Below are 25,783 nucleotides of genomic sequence, written 5' to 3' on the forward strand. Positions count from 1 at the left end.
GGGGTGTGAGCAAGCGCTACAGCGCCGACCCAACGGTCGCCGCGGCCGTTGAGAGCATCGACCTCGACATCGAACCCGGGGAGTTCGTCACCTTGCTCGGCCCTTCGGGCTGCGGCAAGACCTCGACGCTCCGCATGATCGCCGGGTTCGAGACTCTCACCGAGGGCGCCATCAACCTCGACGGTGTCGACATCTCCGCCACGCCGCCGAACCGTCGCCCCATGTCGATGGTCTTCCAGTCGTACGCGCTATTCCCGCACCTGAGCGTGCGCGACAACGTCTCGTACGGCCTGAAGCTGAAGAAGATATCCGCGAGCCGCATCGCCGAGGACGTCGACGGCATTCTCGCCATCATGAATCTGTCCGGGCTCGCGGATCGCGCCCCGCATCAGTTGTCCGGCGGCCAACAGCAGAGGGTCGCGCTTGCGCGGGCCCTGGTGATGCGACCGAAAGTACTTCTGTTCGACGAACCGCTGTCGAACCTCGACGCGAAGCTGCGCGTGCAGATGCGTCACGAAATCCGCCTTCTGCAGCGTCGTCTCGGCATCACGAGCATCTTCGTCACCCACGATCAGGACGAGGCGATGACGATGTCGGACCGAATCGTGGTGATGAGCAAGGGGCGCATCGAGCAGGTCGGCGCGCCGAGCGAGGTGTACCGGCGCCCGGCATCGATGTTCGTCGCAGACTTCATCGGACGCGCGAACTTCCTGGACGCCGAGGTCGAGGCGATCCACGGCGACGGCACCGCGACGGCCGCTGTGCTCGGCGATAGTTTGCGCGTGCCCGCCCATCCGGACGTCGTGGTCGGCGACACGGCCCAGCTGCTCGTGCGTCCGGAATCTGTACACCTGTCGACGGGTGCGGCGGAAAAGTCGGAACGGGCCACGGGCGACGTCGGCCGCGTGCTCAACACGGTGTTCTACGGATCGACCGTCGAGTACGAGATCGAGACTGATTCGGGAAACCTCATCGCGTCGGTTTCCGACCCCGTCGCGGCCGACGTGCTCGACCTGCAGAGCGTTGCGCACGTGCGGGTCGAGTCCGACCGCGCGTGGCTGCTGCCGGACCGCGAGTGAGGCCCCGACTGCACGTCATACCAGGGTGACGCAGGCGCGCGTCGCGACGGATGCGAAGCGCGCCTCGAGCGCCGGGCGCAGATCCGCGGGCGCACAGAACGTGGCGAACGCCTGCATCATGTCGTCGGTGATGAGCTGGCCCATCTGATCCCACTCGCCGCGCCTGCTCGCCGCGTGCAGGGCGTCGGCCGCGTTCTCCCAGCCGTGCAGTTCCATGACGGGTCGGTACGACGGCGTCGAGGCGTAGAACGAGATCTGGCTGCGCACGGCCTTCTCGGCGGCGGCGCGCTCGGGCTCGTCGGATCCGGTCACGACGAACGGCGTCAGGATCACGTCGGTCGTCTTGCGGCCGGAGCGGGCGCGGCCGTCCGCGAGCGCGGGCAGGCTGACTTCCGCGAGGTACTCGGGCGTCGTGAATGCGTGCGCGATGAAGCCGTCGGCAGCCTCGCCCGCGAGCGCCGTCATCGCCGGGCCGACCGCGGCGAGCCAGATCTCGGGGGATCCGTACGGGTTCTGCCCCGGTGAGAACATCGGCGTCATGAGCGTGTGCGTGTAGTGCTCTCCGCGCACATTCAGCCGCTCGCCGGTTTCCCATGAGTCCCAGATCGCGCGCACGGCCGCGATGAACTCGCGCATGCGCGGCGCCGGTGCCGTCCACGGCATCGAGAACCGCTTCTCGATGTGCGGCTTCACCTGGGATCCGAGCCCCAGGCTGAAGCGCCCCTTCGACGCGAGCTGCGCGTCGTTCGCGGCCTGCGCGACGGTCATCGGATTGCGCGCGAACGCGACGGCGATGGAGGTCGCCGTGTGGATCCGTTCGGTCACCGACCCCGCGAGCGCGCACGCGATGAGGGGATCGTGGGCGAGCTCGGGCACCTGGATGCCGTCGAAGTCGCCGCTCTCGGCGTGACGGGCGGCTGCGAGGACGGCGTCGGGGGCGGCGTCTCTGACGCCCAGATCGAGATGCATGGACCCAGCCTGCCGGACGACCGGCGTGCATGAGAAAGGCGTTGTTCGCCGCCGACAAATTCAGCGGCGAACAACGCCTTCAGCGGTGCTCGGTCAGCCGCAGACCTCGGCGAGGTCGGTGCCCGCGGTCGTGAGCTTCTCCGAGGCCTCGGTGAGCGCCTCGGTGTCGACGCTGGTGGGGTCGTCCGCCATGGCGTCGAGGCTCTCCGAGATCGTCGTGATTCCGGCACCGAAGTCGTCGTATACCGACTTGACTTCTTCGTTCGTGATCTTCTCGCCGCCCTCGGCGATCTTCGTGTCGAGGTCAGCAATCATCTGCTTCATGCCCTCAGGATCGGACATCATCGAGGACAGGCCGCCCATGTCGGAGCTCACCTCGGTGAAGGTGTCCTGAGCGACCTTGCAGGCGTCGGCAGCGGACTGTCCGCCGGCGCCTCCCGAGCAGGCCGTCAGCGCGGCGGGGACGAGAGCGATGGCGCCGATTGCCGAGAGCAGGCGGGCGCGGCGGGAAACAGTCATGGGATCTCCTGGAAAGCTGTGCGAGGGACGGGAACCCCGGGTGAGGCGAAGTCCGGCCGGGCTCCCCCGAAACCGGCCGGACATTACCAAGCTACGGGCTTCGTCCCGCGCGCGCGATGGGGAGAACTGCCCTCCCCGCGGCGTGTGTCCGGGGAGCATCTTGGAATTCTCCAGCGGATCCCGGGGTCGGGGCCGTACCGTGGAGGCATGACGACGTCGGGAATTCGCCAGGTCAAGCCCAAGGCCGAGGGCTGGCAACAGCGCAAGGACGAGGCCGGACGCCCGCTTCTGCAGTTCGCGAGCCCGAAGCGGGGCAAGCCGCCGGAGCACCTCGCCGACCTCACGCCCGAGGAACGCGTCGACAAGCTCAAGGAGCTGGGCCTTCCCGGATTCCGCGCGAAGCAGCTCGCGAAGCACTACTTCGAGCACTACACGCGCGACCCCGAGAAGATGACGGATCTGCCGAAGGAGGGCCGCGACGAGCTCGTCGCCGGCCTGCTGCCGAACCTGCTCACGGAGGTGCGACGTCTGCAGACCGACGGCGGCGACACGATCAAGTTCCTCTGGAAGCTGCACGACGGCGCCCTCGTCGAGTCGGTTCTCATGCGCTACCCCGGCCGCATCACGCTCTGCGTCAGCTCGCAGGCCGGCTGTGGCATGAACTGCCCGTTCTGCGCGACCGGTCAGAACGGCCTGACCCGCAACATGTCGGCGGCGGAGATCGTCGACCAGGTCGTGCGCGCGAACGAGGTCATCGCGGCGGGCGAGCTGGGCGGCAAGCGCGACGACGACAACAGCGCCGAGCGCGTCAGCAACATCGTGTTCATGGGCATGGGTGAGCCCCTCGCCAACTACAAGCGCGTCATGCAGGCCGTGCGTACGATGGTCGACAAGAAGCAGGGCCTCGGCATGAGCGCCCGCGGCATCACGATCTCGACCGTCGGGCTCGCCCCGGCGATCCGCAAGCTCACCGACGAGGAGATCCCGGTCACGTTCGCGCTCTCGCTGCACGCGCCCGATGATGAGCTCCGCAACGAGATGATCCCGGTCAACTCGCGCTGGAAGGTCGACGAGGTGCTCGATGCGGCGCGCGGCTACTACGAGCGCACCGGCCGCCGCGTGTCGATCGAGTACGCCCTGATCAAGGACATGAACGACCACCCGTGGCGCGCTGAGCTGCTCGCGGACAAGCTGCTCGAGCGCGGCAAGGGATGGGTGCACGTCAACCCGATCCCGCTGAACCCGACGCCCGGATCCGTGTGGGACGCCTCGCCCATCGCGGCGCAGCGCGAGTTCGTGCGCCGGTTGAACGACCGCGGGATCCCCACGACGATCCGCGACACCCGCGGCAAGGAGATCGACGGGGCCTGCGGGCAGCTCGTCGTCACGGAAGAGGACGAGCGGCTCTCCGCGGGCTGATCCGCCTATTACTTCCCGCCGGGAGGACCGACGAGGAGCAGGATGACGTACAGCGCGACGACGGCGACGACGATGAGCGACACGAGGATCCACGCGTGGCGCAGGAACCAGCGCAGCAGGCGGTCGTACCAGGTGCGATCCTGCGGGTGATCTGACTCCTCCAGGCGCCATTCGCCCTCGAGGCGCCCCTTGCGGTGCAGCCAGATCTCCATCGGGATCGTCGCGTAGGGCACGATCGCGCTCGCCACGGCCAGCACGCCGAGACCGATCGACCAGCGCTGGTTGAACGCCACGACGATCGCCGTCGCCCCGTAGGCGAGGAAGATGAACCCGTGGATGCCCCCCGCCGATCGTCACGACGATGCCGGGAGCTCCGACCGCGCGCGCGATCAGCGCCGAGATCAGGATCGTCCAGGTGATCGCCTCGGCGATCGCGAGGACGCGGTACAGGCTGGCGGGCGTGCGAATCATCGCGCTCCTTGGTCGGGGGTGTTCTCCCACCGTACGCGTGCGCGCACTACTTCCTCATCATCCTGACGTCGCCCGTCCAGGAGGCGGGCTTCGCGATCCAATCGTCGCGGCGGGCGGTGCGCCATCCGATGATCATCAGAACGACCGTTGCGGCGAACACGGCGAACCCGACCCAGCTCACGCGGTCAGCGCCGCCGTACATCGTGTTGAGGTTGCGCAGGATTCCGGTGGTGAAGACGAGGCCGACGTGGGCGATGACGAAGGCGACGAAGAACAGCATGGTCGGGAAGTGGAGCTTCTTCGCCAGGGTGTCGGGAAGCGCGCGCTGCCACGCGGGGCCCTTCGGATAGAAGGTGCTGAGCCGGTAGCCGGTGACGGCCGCGATGGGGGAGGCGATGAAGACGATCGCGAAGTAGCTCAGCTGCTGCAGCGCGTTGTAGTTCACCCAGCCCCTGTGTGTGGGCCAGTCGAGCGAGAGGTACTGCAGGAGCGCGGACAGGGCGTTCGGGAAGACTTCCCAGCTCACCGGCACGATGCGCGCCCAGTGGCCGCTGGTGAAGAGCAGTACGACGAAGACGACGCCGTTCGCGAGCCACAGGACATCGACGGCGATGTGCGCCCAGAGGGCGAGCGACATGCGCCGCTTCTTCACCCGGGTCGATGTCCACAGCCCGCCCGCCCGCTTTTCGCCGCGCACGCGGAGGGCGGTGCGCACGATCATGACGAGGAAGAAAGCGTTGAGGAAATGCGTCCACGAGACGAACGCGGGGATTCCGTCGGGGGTCGAGGCGAGCTGGGGCGCGTCTCCCGGGAACCGGGTCAGGAATGCGGACAGCTCGTCGGTCGAGAGCAGGCCGCGTACGACGAAGACGCCGCACCAGCAGACCAGAACGATGGCGGCGACGACGAACAGCGAGGCCACGGCCTGAAGCCATGTCGGTCGCGTTTTCGTCACCCCAGTATTCTTACCGATCCCAGCTGAGAAGCACGAAGCGCCCGGTTCGGCCGAGCGCTGGCGCTATGCCCGGCTGCGGGTGCGGGCGATGACGATTCCCGCCGCGATCAGAACGGCACCCCCGAGGCCGATGGCCCAGGTCACGTCTCCACCGGTCGGCGCGAGCGGGTCCTCGCCCGGCGCGGCCGCTGGCTGCTCCGACGGAGCTGCGCTCGGGTCCTCGGCCGGGGCGGGTGCGGCCGTTTCTGTGGGTGCGGGCGTGGGTTCCTCAGACGGCTCTTCGGCCGGCGCAGGTGCCGCGGTTTCCGTCGGTGCAGGCGACGGCTCCTCAGCCGGTGCCGGCTCCTCGCCCGGTGCGGGTGCCGCGGTCTCCGTCGGCTCGGGCGACGGCTCTTCCGACGGAGCAGGTGCTGCCGTCTCGGTCGGCTCGGGCGACGGCGCCGCCACGGGTGCCCCGTCGAGGGTGTAGAGCGTCGTCGTGCCCGTGACCTCGTTGCCGACCACGATCATGGGAATCCCCGTGGGCGAGGCATCGGCCGGGATGAAGTCGAGCCCCTCGGGCCCGAGATCGCCGACCGAGTTCACGAGAGCGGCGAGCTCTTCCTCCGAGCCGCCCGACGCCTCGAGCTCTTCGTATGCGTCGCCGAGCGACACGTCGAACGAGCGGTTGTTGACGTACTCGACGTAGGTGGAGGCTGCCGGATCGGTCACGTCGTACACCACGACACCGCCGAGGCGCTCGAAGCCGATGAACGCGTAGGTGCGGCCGTCGATCTCGCCGATCGTGAGGTTCTCGGGCTCGATGCCCTTCGCGTCGCTGCGGCTGTCGAACTCGTTGTCGTCGTGCCCGGAGTTGAACACGAGCGGCGTGGACTCGGACAGCCGGGCCCCGAGCTCCTCGAACTGCGAGCCGGAGTCGAACACGAGCTCGCCGTCTGCCGAGTAGATCGAGAACGAGCGTGCGCCGTAGGCGTAGAGCTCGCTGTAGCAGCCCTGCTCGTCGTCGAAGCCCATCTCGGTCGTGACCTCGAGGCGGCCGAGGGCCGCGTCGTCCTCATAAGAAGCGAGGTTCTCGCAGAGCGGGCCTGTTCCCGGAGCGTCGTCGGTGCCGAGGTCCTTCACTCGAGCGGGCTCGACGTAGTCGCCCCACTCACGGGCGTCGCCTTCGTTGGCCGTGACGATGTAGGTCTCGCCGTTCGACTGGTACGAGTGCACGCCGTCGGGCATCGGCACGCCGTATAGGCCGGGGTACGTGGCGATGTTGATCGTCGGCGCGTCCTCTGGGTCGCGGTCGGAGGCATCCAGCGGCACGGTGCCGCGGTCGATGAAGCCGAGGCCGAACACGTCGGTGACCGCCGCTGAGGCGAGGTCGACCGTCGCGATCGCGTTGGCCTCCTGCATGGCCACGTACGCAATGCCGTCCTGCACCGTGACGTACTCGGGCTCCCAGTTCGTCGAGCGCGGGAACTCGTCGTTCAGGATCGGGCCGAATGCGTCGCGCACCGAGTCATCGAGCTCGACGCCCTCGAACGCGTGGAAGTCGGCGATGCGCACGTCGTCCTGAGAGGGTGCCTCGATGGTCTCGGGGAGTGCCACCACACCGACCGACCCCTCGGGGTCGCTCGAGAAGTCGTCCGCGGGCTCGCCCTCGTTCGCGACAACGGCGAACGCGCCGTCGGGCGACATCGTGACCATGTCGGGAAGCGCCCCGACCGTCACCTCGCCGAGCACGGTCGGCTCGTCGGCGTTGGCGTCGAAGAACAGCAGGCGCCCGGGCGCGGTCTTGTCGTCGGCGTTCTCGAGGGCGACGACCCCGAGGCCGTCGTCGCGGATCGCGACGGAGTTCGCGATGCCGCCCTCGGCACCGACCTGGTAGAGCTCGGCCATCGCCGTCGGGTCGGTCATTTCGATCGCGAAAACGCTGCCGGCGTCGGCGTTGACCGAGAAGAGTCGGTTGCCGTGCGCCTGCACGATCTCGCTCGCACCGGCGTCGAAGATACCGGTCTCGAACGTGCCCGCGACCGACAGGTCGAAGGGGGCGTCGGCGATGGCGTCGTAGATGGGCTCGATGTCGCCGGGCTGGGCCGCCGAGGCGGCGACCGGCGACAGCGCCAGTGCGCACGCCGCACCTGCGGCAAGGAGGTATCGGGGGCTTTTTCGCATGGCCCCAGTGTTTTGTATACGAGTGGTGCGGCCGTGAACGCCAGGTGAACGGTTGGGTGGCGCCGCGTACCGCCCGGTTCTGTCGGAGCGGCGCCGGCGAGTGCTCCGGTTCTGTCGGAGATTCCACGCTCGGACGGCGTGCGACGCGGTGCCGGCGGGAAATCTCCGACGGAACCGAACCGAGTTGAGCGGTCACTCCGACAGAACCGGGAACGACGAAGCCGGGGGCCAGTCGGCCCCCGGCTTCGTTCGGGTCTACGCCTTGCGGCTGCGCGTGCGGGCGGCGAGCACGATGCCCGCTGCCATCAGCGCCGCGGCACCGAAGCCGAGGCCCCAGGTGACGTCGCCGCCGGTCGGCGCGAGAGGCGCCTCGGTCGGTCCGGCCGAGGGAGCCGCTGTCGGGTCCTCAGACGGTGCCGCGGTGGGCTCCTCGGACGGCGCGGCCGTCGGCTCCTCCGACGGAGCAGCGGTTGGCTCTTCCGAAGGTGCCGCGGTCGGCTCCTCCGAAGGTGCCGGAGTGGGCTCCTCCGAAGGCGTGGGGTCGGGCGTCGGCTCCGCCTCCTCGTAGACGGCGGCGCGGCCGAGCGGCGCCGGGTCGACGACGTCGTGCGCGGCGAAGTAGTCGACGGTCGTCTCGAGGTCGATGAGACCGGAGTCGCGGGCCGGGCCGTTGTTGAAGCCCGTGAATCCGTCGCCGCCCGCCGAGACGAACGAGTTTGTCGTGACGGTGTACGTGGCGGCGGGGTCGAGCGCCTCGCCGTTGAGCGTCATCGACTGCACGTGCTCGCCGGGCTCGGCCTCGTCGATGTACTCGTAGGTGAATCCTTCGGAGATGCCAAGCTGAAGCTTGGGGCGGTCCTCGCCCGGCTGCCACTGCTCCTCGAGGATCTGCTCGATGTCGGCGCCCGTGAGCTCGCTCGTGGTGAGGGTGTTCGCGAACGGCTGCACGGCAGCGGCCTCGGCGTACGTGACGACGCCGTCGCCCTCGCCGACCTCGCTCGAGGCGTAAAGCAGGTCGTCGCGCAGGCCGCCCGCGTTCATGAGCGCGAGGTCAGCTGGCTCTCCGCCGTACTTCGCGTACTCGGTCGTCGACCACAGGTACACGTCGGCGACGAGGTTGTTCATCGGCGATTCCACGCCGCGGTCGTCGCCGGGCACTTCACCGCCGCGCAGGATGTCCGCGCTGATCTGGCCGACGGGCTCGTTGCCCTGAACGGCGGCGAACGCGACGGCGGCGTCGACGACGGCCTGGATGTCTTCGGCGGCCGGGAAGAGGAGTTCCTCCGCCTCCTCATCGACCAGCGGAACGAGCGAGGCGTTCACCGACACGAGTTCCTTCGTCGCGGTGTCGACCGCGATATCGAGCAGCGACATGTTGGCGCCGTAGCTGCCGGTCTGCAGGATCGGGCGATCCTGGATCGTGCACGGGTAGGCCTGGTGCGTGTGGCCGGAGAGGATCGCGTCGATCTCCGGCGACGCGTCGCGCACGAGGGCACCGAACTCGGTCTGCTCGTTCGCGATCTCGTCGCAGGTTGCGGCATCGTCGCCGGAAACCTCGGCGCCCGAGTGCGTCAGCAGCACGGTCACGTCGACCTGGTCGGCGATCTCGGCCGCGACGCGGTTGGCCGCCTCGACCTGGTCGCCGAACTCGATCTCGGAGATGCCGGCCGGCGAGACGAGAGTCCGAGTGTCGGCCGTGATCGTGCCGATGAAGCCGACCCGCACGCCGTCGACCTCGCGGATCGCATACTCGCTCAGCGCCGGATCCTGCGTGCCCGCCATGTAGACGTTGGCACCGAGCGTCAGGTCCTGGCCGTAGCCCTCTTCGGCGCTGAACTGCTGGTAGAACGGCTGCACGCGGTCAGTGAGATCGGCATAGCCCTGGTCGAACTCGTGGTTGCCGACGACACCGACATCGAGCCCGCCGAGAGCGAGCGACTCCATCGTCGGCTCGTCCTGCTGGATGAACGACGTGAACGTCGAGGCACCGATGTTGTCGCCCGCCGACACGAACAGCGTGTTCGGGTTCTCCGACTCGAACTGCCGCACGGCTCCGACGAGGCTCGCCGCTCCAGCGACGCCGTTTCCGGGGTTGGCCTCGATGCGGCCGTGGAAATCGTTGATGCCGATGACCTGGATATCGGTCGTCTCGTCCGCGGTGGCCGCTGATGCGGCCTGCGGGACGAAGAGCAGGGCGGAGGCGGCGGCGAGCGCGGCGCAGCCGCCGATCCCGCGTTTCATAGATGATCGCATTGCAGTCCTTCGAACAGGAAGATGGTCAGCCCCGGTCGGAGGCATCAGACCTTTTTCTAGCCTGTTCAAGCGCCGAGCGCGAGACCCCTGGGTGAACGAGAGGTGAAAGAACGAACGTCAGGCGTCGCCGCGACCGGCAGCGTACCCGTCGGCGAAGGCTTCGTCGTAGCCCTTCCGGAACATGTCCGTGGGCCCCGTGCGAGGGATCGTGCGCGCGCCGGGCAGGTCGAGGGAGCCGACGAGGTCTCCTCGCCCGCGGACGACGGCGATGGGCCTACCGGTCGACTTCCCCTTCACGAGGTCGGCGGCCGAGCACAGCTCGTCGGCGACGCACGGGAGCGTCACGGACAGCTCGCGACCCTGCGCGTCGGTGGACCCGCGGAGATCCTCGAAGACCGTGACGCCCGCGGCGCCGATCGCCTGGTCGGTCTGTCCGTCGCGCCACGCGCGGCCGAGCGTGTCGCTGACGAGCACGCCCACGTCGACGCCGAAGCGCGCACGCAGGCTCTTCGCGAGCGCGCAGGCGGACGCATCCGGATCCTCGGGCAGCAGCAGGATCGTGCCGTCCGGGGTGTTCGACGCGTCCACGCCCGCGGCGGCGGCGACGATGCCGAGACGGCTCTCGACGATGCGCGTCGTGGATCCGGTGGCCGGGTTGGTGCGGGACGCGACGACGCGCACGGTCTCAGCCGTGATCGCGTCCTCGCGGTCGACGGCTGAGACGAAGCGCCCCTCCGCCTTCGAGATGATCTTGCTCGTAACGACGACGATGTCACCGCTCTGGATGCCGTCCGGCGAGGCCGCGAGGGCGTCGCCGATGATGGCCTGCAGGTCGGCGCCCGAGGTGATCTCGTCGATCCCCTCCGGCGCCCAGATCGAGATCACCGGCTGAAGCGGATCTCGGTGAGCTCCTCGCCGAGGAAGGGCTCGGTGCGCTTCGTGCCGTCGATCGTGAAGCCGCGCTTCTCGTAGAATCCCGTGCCGCCGGGGTAGTTCTCGGCGATCCAGCCGTAGAGGGGCTCGCCCTCGTCGACCACGGCGTCGAACAGCTTGCGGCCGATGCCCTTGCGGTGCCACGAGTCGAGCAGGAAGACGAAGTACAGCTCGCGCGGTGCGGGAGCGTCGTCGTCGCGTGCGGGGCCGGAGGCGGCGAAGCCGACGATGTGGCCGTCGACCAGAGCCGCCGCGTGACGGTGATCCTCGCCGCGGTCGGAGTAGTTGCTCCACAGATCCGCGAGCCGTTTCGGCGAGACCGCCTCGAGCGCTGCCGACGAGATCATGCCGTCGTACGTCTCGTGCCACACCTGAGCGTGGACGCGTCCCATGTCTGCGGCATCGACGTCGCGGATGGGGCGGACAAGAACCTCAAGCTCTGTGTTGGTGTCCATGGCGCGAGCATATGACGCGCCCGCGCGAGACGCGAATCGGCATGACACAATAATCGTGGCGTGCCCGTGCGAAGGCGTTGAGTTGCTCCGCCGGGCCCAGGGACTGCGTCCGCCATTCGTTTCACAACGAGGAGCGTCAGATGTCCGAGACGATCGAGGCACCGGCCGAGCGGGTCGAGCGCACGCAGCAGCTGCGCGCATACCTGATGTGCCGACCGGAACACTTCACGGTGTCGTACTCCATCAATCCGTGGATGCATCCGGATGATCCCACCGACACGCGGCGTGCGGTGTCGCAGTGGCAGAAGCTGTACGACGCGTACCGGGCGCTCGGACACGAGATCGACCTGATCGATTCGCAGCCGGGCCTGCCCGACATGGTCTACACCGCGAACGGCGGATTCGTCATCGACGGCATCGCGTATCCGCCGAAGTTCCGCCATGCCGAGCGGAGCGGCGAGGAGAAGTTCTTCACCGAGTGGTTCCACGATCGCGGGTTCGAGGTCGTCGAACCGAAGACCACGAACGAGGGCGAGGGCGACTTCCTGCTCGCCGGTGACGTGATCCTCGCGGGGCGGGGGTTCCGATCCTCCGACGAGAGTCACCGCGAGGTCGCCGACATCTTCGGCCGCGAGGTCGTCTCGCTGACCCTCGTGGATCCGCGGTTCTATCACCTCGACACGGCGCTGTCGGTGCTGGACCCCGTGGTCGCGCCCGGTGCAGAGCCGACGATCGCGTACCTGCCCGGCGCGTTCGACGAGGCGAGCCGTCGGATCCTCGCGGAGCGCTTCCCGAGCGCGATCCGCGTGGCAGACGCAGACGGATCCGTCTTCGGACTGAACTCGGCCAGCGACGGACGCAACGTGTTCATCTCGCCGCGCGCGACGGGGTTCGAGGCACAGCTCGCAGAGCGCGGCTACACGCCCGTCGCGATCGATCTGTCGGAGCTGCTGCTCGGCGGCGGCGGCATCAAGTGCTGCACGCTCGAACTGAGGGGAGCGGGAGCATGACCTCGCACATCGCACGCAACTACGCGCCGCTTCCGGTGGAGATCGCCACCGGCGCGGGGGCATGGGTGAACGACGTCGACGGCCGGCGCTACCTCGACATGCTCGCGGGCTACTCGGCGCTGAACTTCGGCCACTGCAATCCCACGCTCGTGAAGGCCGCGACGGATCAGCTCGCGCGCGTCACGCTCACGAGCCGCGCGTTCTCGAGCGACCAGCTCGAGCCGTTCGCCGCCGCGCTCGCGAAGCTCTGCGGTAAGGATCTCGTCCTCCCGATGAACACGGGCGCCGAGGCTGTCGAGACGGCGATCAAGGTGGCGCGCGCGTGGGGATACCGCGTCAAGGGGATCCCCGACGGGCAGGCGAACATCATCGTCGCCGAGAACAACTTCCACGGCCGCACGACGACGATCGTGGGGTTCTCGAACGATGAGGATGCGCGCGCCGACTTCGGGCCGTTCGCGCCTGGCTTCACGACGGTGCCGTTCGGTGACGCGGAGGCGCTCGCCGCAGCGATCGACGAGAACACGGCAGCGGTGCTGATCGAGCCGATCCAGGGCGAAGCGGGCATCATCGTGCCGCCCGACGGATACCTGACCGCCGTGCGCGAGATCACGCGCGAGCGGCGGGTGCTGATGATCGCCGACGAGATCCAGTCGGGGCTCGGCCGCACCGGCGAGACGTTCGCCTGCGACCGCGAGGGCGTCGTGCCCGACATGTACCTGCTCGGCAAGGCGCTCGGCGGAGGCATCGTGCCGGTGTCGGCGGTCGTCGCCGACGAGGATGTGCTCGGCGTGATCGAGCCGGGGCAGCACGGATCCACCTTCGGCGGCAACCCGCTCGCCGCGGCGGTCGGCCACGCGGTGGTCGACATGCTCGCGACCGGCGAGTGGCAGGAGCGGGCGCGGTCGCTCGGCGAACACCTCGCGAACCGCCTTGAGCCGCTCATCGGTCACGGTGTGACGGAACTGCGATGCGTCGGGCTGTGGGCGGGCATCGACGTGGATCCGGCCGTCGGCACCGGACGTGAGATCGGCGAGCGGCTGCTCGCGCGCGGCGTGCTCGTGAAGGACACGCACGGCCAGACGATCCGCATGGCGCCGCCGCTCACGATCCGCGCGACGGAGCTCGACTGGGCCGTCGAACAGCTGGCGCTCGTGCTCAGGAAATAGGGCGCGCGAACGCGAAAAGCGAGTTGCGGACGTTCCCGCAACTCGCCCTTCGCGTTGCCCTACGCGTTGATGAGGTCGAGGACTTCCTGGGCAGTCGTGGCCCGGCGAAGACGGTCGACATTGTTCTCGTCGGCGCAGAACTCTGCGATCCGGCCGAGTACCTCGAGGTGCTCGTCGGCCTTGCCCGCTATGCCGAAGAGAACGTATGCGGTGTCGCCATCGAAGTCGATTCCGTCCGGCACCTGAACCATCGACACACCGGTGCGGAGGATCTCCGCGTCGGACGATTTCGTTCCGTGAGGGATCGCGACGTGGTTTCCGACGTACACGGAGGTGTCCCGCTCACGATCCTGCATCGACTGAATGTACGCGGATGTGGCGAAGCCGCCGTTCACCAGGAGCTGCCCGGCCGCCGCAATGGCGTCCTCCTTCGTGCCGAATGCGCGTCCGAGTTCGATGGTGCCCGGCCCGAACACGCCTGAGCCGAGGACCGGCTCGCGCTCGGCGGACACGGTCTGTTCGGACGCGCGCCCCGACTGCACAGCATCGATGAAATCGACGATGTCCGTGTACTGGTCGGCTTCGATGAAATTCGTGATGGTCATGAACTTCTTGCGCCCGTCGGCATGGAGCTTCTTCGCCCGGTCGACGAGTTGGGTGTGAGTGATGACGAGGTCAGCATCGGCAGGAATCTCCTCGATCTTCGAGTTGCTCACCGACACATCGAGCATGCGCTTGCGGATCTGCGTCTTCAGCACCGACGCTCCCATCGCGCTCGAGCCCATCCCGGCGTCGCACGCGACGACGACCTTGCTGATGCGAACGCCATCGGTGCCGTCGCGCAGGACTTCGCTGTTGTGACGCTCACGGTCAGCTTCGCTGCCGGTAGCGAGCTCCGCGTCGTCCTCGCCGTTGTATCGCTTGCGCTCTCCGCGCAACAGCGCCCAACCGATGACGAACGACACGATCATTCCGCCGAAGAAACCAGCGAGGTTGCCGAGAAGCGCCCCGCTCGGGGTGAGCGCGAGCATCGCGAAGAAGCTGCCGGGAGACGGCGTCGCGACCGTTCCGCCGCCCAGCAGCTGCAGCAGAAACAGCGAGGTAGCCATGCCGCCCATGGTGGCGAACACGAGCTTCGGCTTCATCAGCACGAACGGGAAGTACACCTCGCCGATGCCGCCGATGCCAGCGATGACTGCGGCCATCGGGGCGGTGCGCTTGGCCATCCCGACGCCGAACACGGTGATGGCGAGCAACGTGCCGACGGAGGGCCCGGGGTTGGCGTCCACCAGGAACAGAATGGACTTGCCGTACTCGGCGACCTGCTCGATGCCGAGCGGGCCCATGATCCCGTGGTTGATGGCGTTGTTCAGGAACAGAACCTGCGCCGGAGCAACGAGGATCGACACGAGCGGGAGCAGGCCGGTTGCGAGGATCCAGTCCACTCCCGCCGACAGCACGTTCAGCACGACCTGGAACACCGGGCCGATGCCGAGGTATCCAGCGATGGCGAGGAAGACGCCGAGGATCCCCATCGAGAAGTTGCTGATGAGCATCTCGAATCCGGGCTTCACTTTGCCGTCGTAGAGGCGGTCGATCTGTTTCATCAGCCACGCAGCAAGCGGTCCCATGACCATCGCTCCGATGAGCATGGTCACATCCGCACCGATGACGACGCCGAGTGTGGCGAGCACACCGATGGCGCCTCCGCGCACTCCGTGCACCATGTGGCCGCCCGCGTAGCCGATCAGCATCGGCAGCCCGTAGGTCATGATGGGCGATACCAGCTCGCCCAGTTCCTCGTTGGGGAACCAACCGGTCGGAATGAACAGCGCGGTGAGCAGGCCCCAGGCGACGAAGACGCCGAGGTTCGGCATCACCATGCCGCTGAGAAAGTTCCCGAATCGTTGAATGCGCACCAGGACGGTGCTCTGCTTGCGCGGCGTATTGCGCTCAGTTGTGGTGGTCACCCGAACTCCTTTGTCGGTGAGAGGTCAGCCCGTCCCGTCAACGGGACTTGCCGCCCGTGATGTTGATGGTGGTGCCCGTGATGTAGGTCGAGTGGTCGGACAGCAGGTAGGAGACGAGGTCCGCCAGCTCCTGGTGTTCGCCGACGCGGCCGAGCGGGATGGAACCGGTGTAGTCGTCGTCGATGTAGTTCGGGTCGAGCCCGCGTGTGTAGGCCAGCGCCGCGTAGTTCGCGTCGTTGTTCATGTTCGTGCGCTTGTTGATGCCGGGGGCGACTCCGACGACGCGAATGCCGTGCCCACCGAGCTCCTTCGCCCAGGAGCGCGTGAACCCGTTCAGCGCTGCCTTGGTTGCCGAGTACAGGCTCTGACCGGCGGATCCCTCCACGCCCGCCTCGGACGAGATGTTGACGATGACACCGCCGCCGGTCTTGAGGAACTCCCGCACGACGGCCTGAGCGCAGAGGAAGGGCCCCTTCTGGTTGACGCTCGTGATGAAGTCGAAATCGGCTTCGGTCGCTTCGTAGTCGCTGTTCTGGCCGAAGTGGTCCACGAGCAGGCGGGGTCGGTTCACCCCCGCGTTGTTCACGAGCCCGTCCACGCGCCCGAAGGTCGCAACGGTCTCCGCGACGAGGTTCGTCACACTCTCGCGGTCGGTGGTGTCAGCGGCGATGGCCTTCGCGGCGTAGGAGAGCACCTCGGGCGTCGGGTTCAGATCGCCGACAATGACGGTTGCTCCGTTCGCGGTGAGGTTCTTCGCGATCTCCGCGCCGATGCCGGAGGCGCCGCCGGTGACGATGATGATCTTGTCGTGCAGGTCGAGCCATTTGCTCATAGTTGTTGTCCTTCGTCCTATTCGAGATTCGCGTGGTGCCGCCACAGACCGTGCAGGTCGGCGCCGATGTCGTCGATGAGCATGAGTGCGAGGGAGTCGCCGAGCAGCAGGAGACACTGCTCGAACAGGCTCGTCATCGGTTGCTGCGAGGGCACCTCTCCCGGCAGAGCGAGCTTCGTCTGTACGGGGATCCGTACGAATACGGAAGCGTGCTGACGCATCGAACTCTCGGGGTTGGATCCGATGTGCGCGACGGCCGAACCGAATGATCGTGCCTTCGCTGCGATCGCCAGCGGGATCGCGCTCTCGCCGCTGCCCGAACCGACGATGAGCAGGTCGGCGTCGGTGATGGCGGGCTCCGTGATCTGGCCGACCATGACGGTGTCGATTCCCAGGTGTGCCAGCCGTTTCGCGATGGCCTCGAGTGCGAGCTTCACGCGGCCGACGCCGACGAAGAACACGCGGTCGGCTCGCCGGATCGAGGCGAGGAGCTCGTCGACGGCGGTCGCGTCGACGGTGGCGAGAGTGCTTGCGATCTCGTCAGCGACGATGCGCTGCGCGGCGAGGTAGCTCACGAGCTGGATCCCGCCGACGCGACGGCCTCGTCGAGCAGGGCCTTGTTCGTCTCGAGCGAGCGGCCGGGGACGAACAGGCTCGTGCTTCCGAGAACGAGATTCGTGGCGCCCGCGCGGACCAGGTCCGGAATGACCTCGAGAGACACTCGCCCGTCGACCTGCAGGTCCACATTCAGGTCCTGCGCGTCGATGAGGGCGCGCAGCCGCCGGACCTTTTCGACCGCGTACGGCACCTGCTTCTCCGACTTGTCGGTCGCATAGCCAGGATTGATGAGCATCAGGCACACCGAGTCGACCCGCGGAAGGATGAACTCCAGCACCGACAACGACGTGGCGGGGTTCAGCGCTACGCCGACGCGGGCGCCGGCCTTCTTCGCGAGATTGATGAGGCGGTCCGCGTGGAGCGTGGTCTCCAGATGGAAGGTGACGCTCTCTGCGCCCAGGTCGAGCATCTCCGACACGTAGAACTCGTTGTCGACCGTCATGATGTGGGCGTCCATCGTGAGGTCGGTGACGTCCCTCACCCGGCGCACCGTCTCCAGCCCGAGCGGCATGCTGGGGCTGAACTTGCCGTCGAGGATATCGACATGAAGGGCGTCGACGCCGACTCGCTCGATCTCTTGGATCGTCGGTTGCAGGTTCGCGAGGTCTCCGCACATGATCGATGCGGAGTAAGTGATTGCTGCCATTGACGACCTTTCCTCCCAGATGGATGCCCGCGACCGCGCGAGGCATAAGCGAGACTACGAATCACAAATAGGTTGTTCAACGACGGGTTTATGACGGAATGGAGCATAATTAGAAGCGTGAGCACCGTTGACCTGCCGACGTTGGCCTGGCCGGGCCCTGAGCCCACCGCCCAAGTCCTGACTGAAGACGTACTCAGCGCGCTGGCGAAACGCATCGCGGATAACGGGTCCACGAGCAAGGCCGAGCTCGTCCGGCTCACGCGCCTTCCGCGTTCGACGGTGACGACGCATGTCGATTGGCTGTTGAATCGCGGCGTGATTGTGCGCGCTGCGGATAAGGGGCCGCTGCGCCGGGGCCGACCTGCGGACCACGTGGAGCTCAATGGCGAGATCGCGGCCGTGATCGCGATCGAAATGGGTGTGGTGAATACGACGGTGGCGCTCGTCGACCTTCGGGGGCGGATCCTTGCGCGCCACCGCGTTCGGCTCGCGACGGAGCAGGGCCCTGACCGGGCGCTCCGCTCGCTCGCCGATACCGTCGACGCGGTATTCACGGAGGCTCACGACGAGGGGCACGTCACGCCGCCTCGCTCGAGATGCGTCACATCCATCGCCGTTCCGGCGCGGGTGGATTCGCGCACCCGATCCCCGATGCGGCCGACCGTGATCCCATCGTGGGACGGTTTCCCGATGGGGCAGATGCTGGAGACGCTCCTCGGGTGCCCCGCGCTGTTGGAGGACGACTGCAGTGTGCGCGCGGTCGGCGAGGCCGGACACCTCGGACCGGACTCGCTTCCGCTGATCGCGATACAGCTGGGAACCGGAATCGGAGCGGGCATCGTCGACGGAAACGGCGACATCTTCCGCGGGGCGAACGGATCCGCCGGCGATGTCGGGCACATCCCGTGCACCGGTGCTGAGGACGTTCTGTGCAACTGCGGCGCGCGCGGTTGTGTGGAGGCCGCCGCCGCGGTTCCGGCGATGCTGAAACGTTTGGAGGCGGCCGGTCTCGCCGATCACGATACCGATCTGCGCGGATCGGATCTGCTCGCGCACCTGCTGCGCGGCCGGGATCCGCACGTGACGCAGGTGGTTCGGGAAGGTGCCGAGAAGCTCGGCGAGGTCGTCGCGACGCTCTGCAACGTGCTCAATCCGCGGCGCGTCGTCATCACGAGCGCGCTGGCCTCAGTGAGCCATGACGTCCTCGCCGGTGTCCGCAGCGTCGTTTACGAGCGCGCACGCGCCTTGGCGACGAAGGATCTCGTCATCGACTACAGCACTCTGGGCGACGACGTCGGCATCGCTGGCGCCTACCTCATCGGACGCCGCTACTTGCTCGCCGCGACGAACATCAAGCAGCTTCGCGTCGCGCCGGCGGCGTAGGAGCTTCGCCGAGAGCGTGACTGCAAGGAGCTCTGTCCCTACGCCCCCGAGCTCTCCCGCACGACGAGCGAGGGCTGCATCGTCACGGTGCGGTGGGTGTGCTCGTTCGGTGTGAGGATCTCCTCGAGCAGCAGAGCGGCCGCGGTCAGCCCCATGTCGTGGCCGGGCTGGGCGACGGAGGAGATGGGCACGGTGTTGTCGTGCGCGAAGTGGTTGTTGTCGTGGCCGATGACCGCGATGTCGCGCGGCACGTCGATGCCGTGCACCTGGAGGGCATGGATCGCTCCCGCCGCGAGCGCGTCGGCCGCGGCGATCAGCCCATCGGGTCGCGATCTCGCGCTGCGAGCTGCGAGCTCATCGCCCAGCTCCGTCCCGCCGCGCATCGTGATGCGTTCGGTCTCGACGATCTCGAGGTTTACACCGGGCGTCTCCGCAACCGCGCGCTCGGCCCCGCGCAGTCGCGCGGCGACGGCGCTGAGGCTGAAGGGTCCGCCGGAGAAGACGAGCTTCTTGCGTCCGTTCTCGATCAGGTGGCGCGCGGCGATGTAGCCGCCGTACTCGTCGTCGTTCACGACGCCGCAGGAGTCGCCCTCGCCGGGCCAGTTGACGAACACGAGGGGCGTGCCGCGGCTGCGCACGGCGAGCGCGGCATCGAGCGGCGCGTCGAGCGGCGCGAGGATGAGCCCGCTCAGCTGCGACTCCTCGAACAGCGACAGGTGCTGGTTCTGCTTGTCGAAGTCGACGTCGCTGTTGGCGAGCACGAGTTGGCGGGACTGCTCGTCGAGGCCTGCCTCGATTCCGCGGGTGATGTCGAGGAAGAAGGAGTTGCCCAGGTCGACGACGACGAACCCGACGGTGTGCGACCGGCCGACGGCGAGGCGTCGTGCCGCGTCGTTGCGCACGAAGCCGAGTTCGCTGATCGCGTTCTCGACGCGCTCGCGGGTCGAGTCGGTGACGACCGACGGGTTGTTCAGCACGTTCGAGACCGTCCCCATCGACACGCTGGCGTGCTGCGCGACGTCCTTCATCGACGGCCGGCCGGAGTTCGAGTGCTTCATGATCATCACATTCTGTCTCGGATTTGCGTGCGCGCTTGCAATTGAATCGCTTCAAGCTTAGCGTTGAACCGCTTCAAACCATACGCGGCCGGGTAGGACCGCGAATCAAGGAGGATTCATGAGACTCACGCGCAAGACCCTGACGCGAGGTGCAATGGTCGCCGTCGCCGGCACATCGGCGTTCGCGCTGATGGCCTGCTCGGGCGGCGGAGGCGGCGCTGCGAGCGCCGATTCGCTGTCGGTGCTCGTCAACGTCGAGAACGCCGAGGTCCCCGCCGTGCTCGACACCCTCGCCGCCGGCGCGTGCTCGGAGCAGGCCGAGGCCATGCCGGTCGAGATCGAGACGACCCCACAGACGAACCTCGACCAGCAGCTGCAGCTGCAGGCCGGCCAGGATGCCCTCCCGGTGCTGTTCTCCGCGGGCAACGCTCCGTCGCTGACCGCCGAGCTCGCCGAGGCCGGCCACGTCGCCGACTTCGAGAAGGTCCTCGGTGACCTCGGCATCGCCGACCAGATCGAGCCCGCCGCGGTCTCGACGATCGAGAGCCTCTACGGCGGATTCAACGCCCTGCCGTTCGAATACAACGTTGAGGGCATTTGGTACAACAAACAGCTCTTCGCCGACAACGGCATCGACGAGCCGCAGACGTTCGATGACATGGTCACGGCCGCCGAGACGCTGAACGCCGCGGGCGTGCAGCCGTTCTCCGCGAGCGGCGAGCAGGGCTGGCGCATCACCCGCCTCATCTCGAGCTACATCTTCCGCGACCTCGGCCCCGACGCGATGCAGAAGGTGGCCGACGGCGAGGCCGAGCTCACCGATCCCGAGTACGTCGCGGCCGCGCAGGCGATCGCCGACCTCGGCGCCGAGGGCTGGTTCGGCAAGGGCGTCGGCTCGATCGACATGGCGACCAGCGAGAACCAGTTCCTCAACGGATCCGCCGCGATGTTCTACATGGGCAGCTGGTTCCTCAGCGGCCTGAACGACCCCGAGATGAACCAGATCGGCGTCGAGAACGTCGGCTTCATGCCGTTCCCCGGCGTCGAGGGCGGCGCGGGCGACCGCTCGCAGCTCGCCGCCAACGTCGGCCTGCCGCTGACGATGAACGCGAACCTCGTGAACGACGACACGACCGGCTGGCTCGAGTGCATCGTCGAGAACTACGGCTCGACCGCCCTCGAGCAGGAGAACCGCGTGTCCGGTTTCACGCTCAACGAAGAGGTCGCCGACGTTCCCGAGCTCACCAGCATGGTGCAGGAGCAGGTTGCCGAGACAGAGACGACCGTGCTCTGGTTCGAGGCGCTGTTCTCGGCCGAGGCGACGACGACCAGCCAGCGCAACGCCGCCCCCCTCGTGACCGGATCCATCTCCGCTGAGGAGTTCATGGAACTGGTTCAGGCCGACATCTGATCCGCGTGTGGGCGGCGGGACACGCCGCCCACACCGGCTGGAGGAGATATCCCGGATGAAGAACATTCTCGGTGACAGGCGAGCGGCGTTCGTGCTGCTCGCGCCTGCGCTCATCATCTACTCGGTGATCATGCTGGTGCCCGTCGTGGTGTCGCTCGGTTACACCGTGTTCGAGGGCAACGCGATCAGCGGCTTCGAGTTCGTCGGCGTCGACAACTTCGTGCGCCTCATCGGCGATACCAGGGCGCACGAGGCGCTCCTGTTCACCCTCAAGTACGCGCTCGTCGTGACAGTCGGGCAGGTTGTCGTCGGCTACCTCCTGTCGCTGCTGTACGTGTTCGGGCTGAAGCGAGCGTCCGGTGTTGTGCGCACGCTCGTGTTCTTCCCGATCGTGATGCCCACGGTCGCCGTCGCGCTGCTGTTCCAACAGCTGTTCTCGATCGCCCCGACCGAGGGCGTCGTCAACTCGATGCTCTCGGGCTTCGGCGGTGTGCCCGTCGACTGGTTCGGCGACGGTGGCAGCGCCTTCGTCGTGATCGCAATCATGGACATCTGGCGCTCGATGGGCTTCTACGGCGTGCTGCTGTACGCCGGCCTCGTCGACATTCCGGAGGACGTGCTCGAATCGGCGCGCATCGACGGCGCGAGCGGCTGGAAGCTCGTGCGCCACATCGTGATTCCGCTGTCGCTCCCGGTGCTGATCTCATCGGTCATCTTCTCCATCAACGGCACGCTCAAGGTCTTCGACAGCGTGATGGCGCTGACCTCAGGCGGGCCCGGAACGAGCACCAGCCCCCTGACGATCTCCGTGTTCGACCACGCCTTCACCTACGGCGAGTACGGCTACGGATCCACCCTTGCAATGCTGCTGACGATCATCTGTCTCATCGTGACGATCTTCGTCTTCCGCGGCTCGCGGCGTGACCTGACGAAGGACGGCTCCCGATGAATACGACGCAGTCCACCCGCATGATGACGACCTCAGGATCGCGCGACAAACGGATCCGCGTGCCGCGCCGCCGTCAGCGTGCCCGCGTGCGCCTGCGCCGCGCTCCGCTCTGGATCGCGGTCGCCGCGCTGCTCGTTATCGTCGGCTACCCGCTCGTCTGGCTCTTCCTCGGATCCTTCAAGTCGCAGCGCGAGTTCCTCGAGGAACCGACGTGGGCGCTTCCGCAGGAATGGAGCTTCGAGAACTACGCCACCGCATGGGACACCGCCGGTCTCGGCTCTGCCCTGCTCAACAGCACGGTGACCGTCGTGCCCGCGCTGTTCTGCATGCTGCTGTTCGGCACGGCCGCGGCTTTCGCACTCGAGGTGCTCGTCTGGAAGGGGCGGGGCGCCGTGCTCATGATCTTCCTCGCGGGCATCATGGTGCCGGCCCAGATGATCCTGCTGCCGCTTTTCAGCGCGTACTTCCAGACCGGCCTCACGGGCTCGCTCTGGCCGCTGTTCCTGACATATACCGCTACCGGCATGCCCTTGACCGTGTTCCTCATGGCGACCTACTTCCGAGCGATTCCCCGCGAGGTCTTCGAGGCGGCCACGCTCGATGGCGCATCCATCTACCGGCAGTTCTTCTCGATCGCCGTGCCGATGATGCGCAACGGTCTGTTCACGGTCGGGCTGGTGCAGTTCTTCTTCTTCTGGAACGACCTGCTCATCTCGCTGACCTTCGCGAACTCGGGCAAGCTCCGCACGCTCCAGGTCGCGCTCCTGAACTTCAACGGCGACTTCGGCACGACCCAGTACGGACCGCTCTTCGCGGCCGTCAGCATCAACGTATTCGCGCTGCTGGCCATCTACCTCGTGCTCAACCAGAGCATTCAGAAGGGCTTGACGGCCGGCGCCGTCAAGGGGTGACCGGCGTGCAGAGAGGATCAACAATGCGCGTGAGTGCGCTGCGTTTCGAACAGGCGGACGACGCGATGGGAATCGGCGTCAGCGCGCCGCGGCTCAGCTGGCGGATCGAGGCCGCGCCGGGGTGGCGCCAGGCCGAGTGGGAAACGGAAGTCTCCCGCGGGTCAGATGTCACGACCGCGCGCCGATCGGGCGCCGATCAGGTGCTCGTCGCCTGGCCTTTCGCCCCGCTCGCATCGCGAGAGCGCGCGGACGTCAGGGTGCGCGTGCGCGGATCCGACGGAACCTGGTCGGCGTGGAGCGAGTCCGCGACGGTCGAGGCGGGATTGCTCAGCGCCGACGACTGGAGCGCCCGGCCGGTTGGACCCGGATGGGATGAAGAGCCGGACACCGAGCGCCCCGCATCGCTCGTGCGCCGCGAGTTCTCCCTGACCGGTGACGTGTCGAGCGCGCGCCTGTACGTATCAGCGCACGGGCTCGCCGAGGTCGAGATCAACGGCCAGCGAGTCGGCGACCACGAGCTCACCCCGGGCTGGACCGTGTACGACGAGCGACTCGTGTACTGGACGTTCGACGTGACCGAGCACCTGACGCCGGGCGACAACGCGATCGGCGCGTGGCTCGGCGACGGCTGGTACCGCGGGCGACTCGGCTTCAACGGCGGGTACCGCGACCTGTACGGCACCGACCAGTCGCTCATCGCGCAGCTCGAGGTCACTCTCACGGACGGATCCGTCGTCACGGTCGCGACCGACCGCGACTGGACGGCGGCGCCCAGCCCCATCCTCGTGTCGGGCCTGTACGACGGCGAACAGTATGACGCGCGCGCCGAGATCGCCGGGTGGTCTTCGCCGGGCGAGGTCGCGGGCGATTGGTCACCCGTGGCCATCGGCCAGAGAGATCCGGCCACGCTCGTCGCGCCCGTGCTGCCGCCCGTGCGCGTCACCGAGGAGCTTTCGCCCGCCCAGATCACGCGGCTCGACGACGGCGGTCACCTGATCGACTTCGGGCAGAATCTCGTCGGCCGTCTCCGCATCTCCGTCGACGGGCCCGAGGGGCATCGCGTCGAACTGCGCCATGCCGAGGTGCTCGAGCACGGCGAGCTCGGGGTCCGCCCGCTGCGGCTCGCGGCGGCGCACGACGTGCTGACCCTCGACGGTCGCGGGCCCCGCACGTGGGAGCCCCGCTTCACGTTCCACGGGTTCCGATACGCCACCGTGCACGGCGTCACCGAGCTTGCGGACAGCGACGTCGTCGCGCGCGTGATGCACAGCGACATGCGCCGCACCGGCCAGTTCCGCAGCTCGAATGCCGAGCTCGACCGGCTGCACGAGAACGTGGTGTGGGGCATGCGCGGCAACTTCGTGAGCATTCCCACCGACTGCCCGCAGCGCGACGAGCGATTGGGCTGGACGGGCGACATCCAGGTGTTCGCTCCGACCGCCTCATTCCTCTTCGACAGCGCCGGGTTCATCGAGAACTGGCTCGCCGATGTGGCGATCGAGCAGCTCGACGACGGCACCGTGCCGTGGTTCGTCCCGACGATCCCGGGCGGCCCCACCTGGACGCCGATCAGGACCGGTGCCGTCTGGGGGGATGTCGCTGTGCTGACGCCGCTGACCCTGCACGAGAGGTTCGGTGACGAGCACGTGCTCGAGGCGCAGTTCGACAGCGCCACGGCCTGGGTCGAGCGGATGATCCGCGAGGCGGGGCCCAGCAGACTCTGGCGTTCCGGGCACCAGCTGGGCGATTGGCTGGATCCGGCCGCGCCCCCGCACGATCCGGCCGCTGGGCGCACCGACAGGTTCCTCGTCGCGCAGGCCTACTTCTCGTACTCGACGAGCCGAATGGCGGAGTTCGCGCACGCGGTCGGACGCACGCTCGAGGCGGACCGGTACACGCGGATCGCCAGCGAGGCGCGCGATGTATTCCGTGCGGAGTATGTGTTGCCGGGTGGGCTCCTCGCCAGCGATGCGCAGGCGGCCTATGCGCTCGCGATCCGATTCGGTCTGCTCTCGGCCGACGAGCGCGCCGCGGCAGGCGATCGCCTCGCCGAGCTCGTGCGTGAGGCGGGCAACCGCATCGCGACCGGCTTCGCCGGCACTCCGGTGATCTCCGACGCGCTGACCGACACCGGACACCTCGACACCGCATACGACCTCCTGCTCGAGACCGAGTGCCCGTCCTGGCTGTACACGGTGCGCATGGGCGGCACGACGATCTGGGAGCGCTGGGACTCGATGATGCCGGACGGCACCGTCAACCCGGGCGACATGACGTCGTTCAACCACTACGCGCTGGGGTCGGTCGCCGATTGGATGCACCGGGTGATCGGCGGGCTCTCGCCGGCCGCGCCCGGGTATCAGCGCGTGCTCTGGGCGCCGCAGCCGGGGGGCGGTCTCGATCACGCCGAGGTCTCGTTCGACTCGCCGTACGGCGAGATCACCGGATCCTGGCGGCGGGAGGCGGACGGCATCCGCTACGCGCTCGAGACGCCGACGGGCGTCGACGCGATCGTCCGGCTGCCGGGTGCGAACGACGAGGCGCTTCCTCCCGGATCCTCGCTCGAGCGGTTCGTCCCGACCGCCTGAGTGCGTCGCTGAAAACGCTGCC

21 protein-coding genes and 1 pseudogene are annotated in these 25,783 nt (G+C 67.8%); 9 read left to right on the forward strand and 13 right to left on the reverse strand.

Annotation, left to right across the window (positions count from 1 at the left end; translation table 11 throughout):
* Positions 1-5 precede the first annotated feature (5 nt).
* A complete protein-coding gene (locus tag G510_RS0113880; protein WP_245563371.1) occupies positions 6-1,079 on the forward strand; it encodes an ABC transporter ATP-binding protein in 1,074 nt (357 codons plus the stop codon).
* Between the two features lie 15 nt (positions 1,080-1,094).
* On the opposite strand, the gene G510_RS17150 is transcribed toward G510_RS0113880, so the two are convergent.
* Both G510_RS17150 and G510_RS0113890 read right to left on the reverse strand, forming a co-directional pair.
* Positions 1,095-2,048, reverse strand: coding sequence for a TIGR03617 family F420-dependent LLM class oxidoreductase (locus G510_RS17150; RefSeq protein ID WP_051216788.1), 954 nt, complete (start codon positions 2,046-2,048; stop codon positions 1,095-1,097).
* 93 nt (positions 2,049-2,141) lie between these two features.
* The gene (locus G510_RS0113890; protein WP_029154096.1) at positions 2,142-2,567 is read right to left on the reverse strand and encodes a hypothetical protein; all 426 of its coding nucleotides are present in this window, start codon (positions 2,565-2,567) and stop codon (positions 2,142-2,144) included.
* A 207-nt stretch (positions 2,568-2,774) separates the two neighbouring features.
* Between G510_RS0113890 and rlmN the strand changes: the two genes are divergently transcribed.
* The gene (gene rlmN, locus G510_RS0113895; protein ID WP_029154097.1) at positions 2,775-3,986 is read left to right on the forward strand and encodes a dual-specificity RNA methyltransferase RlmN; all 1,212 of its coding nucleotides are present in this window, start codon (positions 2,775-2,777) and stop codon (positions 3,984-3,986) included.
* Positions 3,987-3,994: 8 nt separating this feature from the next.
* On the opposite strand, the pseudogene G510_RS17155 reads toward rlmN, so the two are convergent.
* From G510_RS17155 to G510_RS0113925, 6 genes and pseudogenes are all read right to left on the reverse strand, one after another.
* A pseudogene (locus G510_RS17155) lies at positions 3,995-4,457 on the reverse strand (DUF3817 domain-containing protein).
* A 46-nt stretch (positions 4,458-4,503) separates the two neighbouring features.
* Positions 4,504-5,412, reverse strand: a complete 909-nt coding sequence (locus G510_RS17160; protein WP_169562659.1) for a cytochrome b/b6 domain-containing protein — start codon at positions 5,410-5,412, stop codon at positions 4,504-4,506.
* 63 nt (positions 5,413-5,475) lie between these two features.
* Positions 5,476-7,575: a choice-of-anchor I family protein gene (locus G510_RS0113910; RefSeq protein WP_029154098.1), complete on the reverse strand. Its 2,100-nt coding sequence runs from the start codon at positions 7,573-7,575 to the stop codon at positions 5,476-5,478.
* Positions 7,576-7,830: 255 nt separating this feature from the next.
* Complete coding sequence (locus G510_RS17165; RefSeq protein WP_051216790.1) at positions 7,831-9,816, reverse strand: bifunctional metallophosphatase/5'-nucleotidase; 1,986 nt, start codon at positions 9,814-9,816, stop codon at positions 7,831-7,833.
* A 129-nt stretch (positions 9,817-9,945) separates the two neighbouring features.
* The gene (cofE, locus tag G510_RS0113920) at positions 9,946-10,713 is read right to left on the reverse strand and encodes a coenzyme F420-0:L-glutamate ligase (RefSeq protein ID WP_084644406.1); all 768 of its coding nucleotides are present in this window, start codon (positions 10,711-10,713) and stop codon (positions 9,946-9,948) included.
* On the reverse strand, positions 10,710-11,216 hold the full coding sequence (locus G510_RS0113925) for a GNAT family N-acetyltransferase (RefSeq protein WP_029154100.1): 507 nt from the start codon (positions 11,214-11,216) through the stop codon (positions 10,710-10,712). Before G510_RS0113925 ends, cofE begins: the two co-directional genes overlap by 4 nt.
* 140 nt (positions 11,217-11,356) lie before the next feature.
* Between G510_RS0113925 and ddaH the strand changes: the two genes are divergently transcribed.
* Both ddaH and rocD read left to right on the forward strand, forming a co-directional pair.
* The gene (ddaH, locus tag G510_RS0113930; RefSeq protein ID WP_029154101.1) at positions 11,357-12,226 is read left to right on the forward strand and encodes a dimethylargininase; all 870 of its coding nucleotides are present in this window, start codon (positions 11,357-11,359) and stop codon (positions 12,224-12,226) included.
* Positions 12,223-13,395 carry an ornithine--oxo-acid transaminase gene (gene rocD / locus G510_RS0113935; RefSeq protein WP_051216791.1) on the forward strand — a complete coding sequence of 391 codons (1,173 nt, stop codon included), beginning with the start codon at positions 12,223-12,225 and terminating at the stop codon, positions 13,393-13,395. The genes ddaH and rocD overlap by 4 nt, the downstream gene beginning before the upstream one ends.
* A gap of 59 nt (positions 13,396-13,454) precedes the next feature.
* Here the strand turns inward: rocD and G510_RS0113940 are convergent, their stop codons facing one another.
* The 4 genes from G510_RS0113940 to G510_RS0113955 are packed head-to-tail and all read right to left on the reverse strand — an operon-like array spanning position 13,455 to position 17,461.
* On the reverse strand, positions 13,455-15,365 hold the full coding sequence (locus tag G510_RS0113940; RefSeq protein WP_029154103.1) for a PTS mannitol transporter subunit IICBA: 1,911 nt from the start codon (positions 15,363-15,365) through the stop codon (positions 13,455-13,457).
* Between the two features lie 37 nt (positions 15,366-15,402).
* Positions 15,403-16,197, reverse strand: a complete 795-nt coding sequence (locus G510_RS0113945; RefSeq protein WP_029154104.1) for a sorbitol-6-phosphate dehydrogenase subunit — start codon at positions 16,195-16,197, stop codon at positions 15,403-15,405.
* 17 nt (positions 16,198-16,214) lie between these two features.
* Positions 16,215-16,772 (reverse strand): 6-phospho-3-hexuloisomerase, encoded by a 558-nt coding sequence (gene hxlB / locus G510_RS0113950; protein ID WP_029154105.1) that lies wholly within the window; start codon positions 16,770-16,772, stop codon positions 16,215-16,217.
* Positions 16,769-17,461, reverse strand: coding sequence for a ribulose-phosphate 3-epimerase (locus tag G510_RS0113955; protein ID WP_029154106.1), 693 nt, complete (start codon positions 17,459-17,461; stop codon positions 16,769-16,771). Before G510_RS0113955 ends, hxlB begins: the two co-directional genes overlap by 4 nt.
* A gap of 117 nt (positions 17,462-17,578) precedes the next feature.
* Here G510_RS0113955 and G510_RS0113960 point away from each other — a divergent pair, with 117 nt between their 5' ends.
* Positions 17,579-18,844, forward strand: coding sequence for an ROK family transcriptional regulator (locus G510_RS0113960; protein WP_029154107.1), 1,266 nt, complete (start codon positions 17,579-17,581; stop codon positions 18,842-18,844).
* 38 nt (positions 18,845-18,882) lie between these two features.
* On the opposite strand, the gene G510_RS0113965 is transcribed toward G510_RS0113960, so the two are convergent.
* Positions 18,883-19,902: a LacI family DNA-binding transcriptional regulator gene (locus G510_RS0113965; protein WP_245563373.1), complete on the reverse strand. Its 1,020-nt coding sequence runs from the start codon at positions 19,900-19,902 to the stop codon at positions 18,883-18,885.
* Between the two features lie 118 nt (positions 19,903-20,020).
* Here G510_RS0113965 and G510_RS0113970 point away from each other — a divergent pair, with 118 nt between their 5' ends.
* Genes G510_RS0113970 through G510_RS0113985 form a run of 4 tightly spaced genes read left to right on the forward strand, consistent with a single transcriptional unit; the run spans position 20,021 to position 25,761 of the window.
* Positions 20,021-21,313 (forward strand): ABC transporter substrate-binding protein, encoded by a 1,293-nt coding sequence (locus tag G510_RS0113970; protein ID WP_036323572.1) that lies wholly within the window; start codon positions 20,021-20,023, stop codon positions 21,311-21,313.
* A gap of 55 nt (positions 21,314-21,368) precedes the next feature.
* Positions 21,369-22,262 (forward strand): carbohydrate ABC transporter permease, encoded by an 894-nt coding sequence (locus G510_RS0113975; protein ID WP_029154110.1) that lies wholly within the window; start codon positions 21,369-21,371, stop codon positions 22,260-22,262.
* Entirely contained in the window at positions 22,259-23,173 is a 915-nt protein-coding gene (locus G510_RS0113980; RefSeq protein ID WP_245563375.1) for a carbohydrate ABC transporter permease, read from the forward strand. The genes G510_RS0113975 and G510_RS0113980 overlap by 4 nt, the downstream gene beginning before the upstream one ends.
* Before the next feature lie 23 nt (positions 23,174-23,196).
* Positions 23,197-25,761, forward strand: coding sequence for an alpha-L-rhamnosidase (locus G510_RS0113985; RefSeq protein ID WP_036323575.1), 2,565 nt, complete (start codon positions 23,197-23,199; stop codon positions 25,759-25,761).
* Positions 25,762-25,783 lie beyond the last annotated feature (22 nt).

Origin of the sequence: Microbacterium gubbeenense DSM 15944 (genome assembly GCF_000422745.1) — a bacterium.
Lineage (GTDB): Bacteria > Actinomycetota > Actinomycetes > Actinomycetales > Microbacteriaceae > Microbacterium > Microbacterium gubbeenense.

What these genes read in the sequence shown, in the direction of transcription:
- G510_RS17150 (WP_051216788.1), bottom strand. Translation starts at nt 2,048, where the DNA reads ATGCATCTCGATCTGGGCGTCAGAGACGCCGCCCCCGACGCCGTCCTC.
- G510_RS0113890 (WP_029154096.1), bottom strand. Translation starts at nt 2,567, where the DNA reads ATGACTGTTTCCCGCCGCGCCCGCCTGCTCTCGGCAATCGGCGCCATC.
- rlmN (WP_029154097.1), top strand. Translation starts at nt 2,775, where the DNA reads ATGACGACGTCGGGAATTCGCCAGGTCAAGCCCAAGGCCGAGGGCTGG.
- G510_RS0113910 (WP_029154098.1), bottom strand. Translation starts at nt 7,575, where the DNA reads ATGCGAAAAAGCCCCCGATACCTCCTTGCCGCAGGTGCGGCGTGCGCA.
- G510_RS17165 (WP_051216790.1), bottom strand. Translation starts at nt 9,816, where the DNA reads ATGAAACGCGGGATCGGCGGCTGCGCCGCGCTCGCCGCCGCCTCCGCC.
- G510_RS0113925 (WP_029154100.1), bottom strand. Translation starts at nt 11,216, where the DNA reads ATGGACACCAACACAGAGCTTGAGGTTCTTGTCCGCCCCATCCGCGAC.
- ddaH (WP_029154101.1), top strand. Translation starts at nt 11,357, where the DNA reads ATGTCCGAGACGATCGAGGCACCGGCCGAGCGGGTCGAGCGCACGCAG.
- rocD (WP_051216791.1), top strand. Translation starts at nt 12,223, where the DNA reads ATGACCTCGCACATCGCACGCAACTACGCGCCGCTTCCGGTGGAGATC.
- G510_RS0113945 (WP_029154104.1), bottom strand. Translation starts at nt 16,197, where the DNA reads ATGAGCAAATGGCTCGACCTGCACGACAAGATCATCATCGTCACCGGC.
- G510_RS0113955 (WP_029154106.1), bottom strand. Translation starts at nt 17,461, where the DNA reads ATGGCAGCAATCACTTACTCCGCATCGATCATGTGCGGAGACCTCGCG.
- G510_RS0113965 (WP_245563373.1), bottom strand. Translation starts at nt 19,902, where the DNA reads ATGAAGCACTCGAACTCCGGCCGGCCGTCGATGAAGGACGTCGCGCAG.
- G510_RS0113970 (WP_036323572.1), top strand. Translation starts at nt 20,021, where the DNA reads ATGAGACTCACGCGCAAGACCCTGACGCGAGGTGCAATGGTCGCCGTC.
- G510_RS0113975 (WP_029154110.1), top strand. Translation starts at nt 21,369, where the DNA reads ATGAAGAACATTCTCGGTGACAGGCGAGCGGCGTTCGTGCTGCTCGCG.
- G510_RS0113980 (WP_245563375.1), top strand. Translation starts at nt 22,259, where the DNA reads ATGAATACGACGCAGTCCACCCGCATGATGACGACCTCAGGATCGCGC.
- G510_RS0113985 (WP_036323575.1), top strand. Translation starts at nt 23,197, where the DNA reads ATGCGCGTGAGTGCGCTGCGTTTCGAACAGGCGGACGACGCGATGGGA.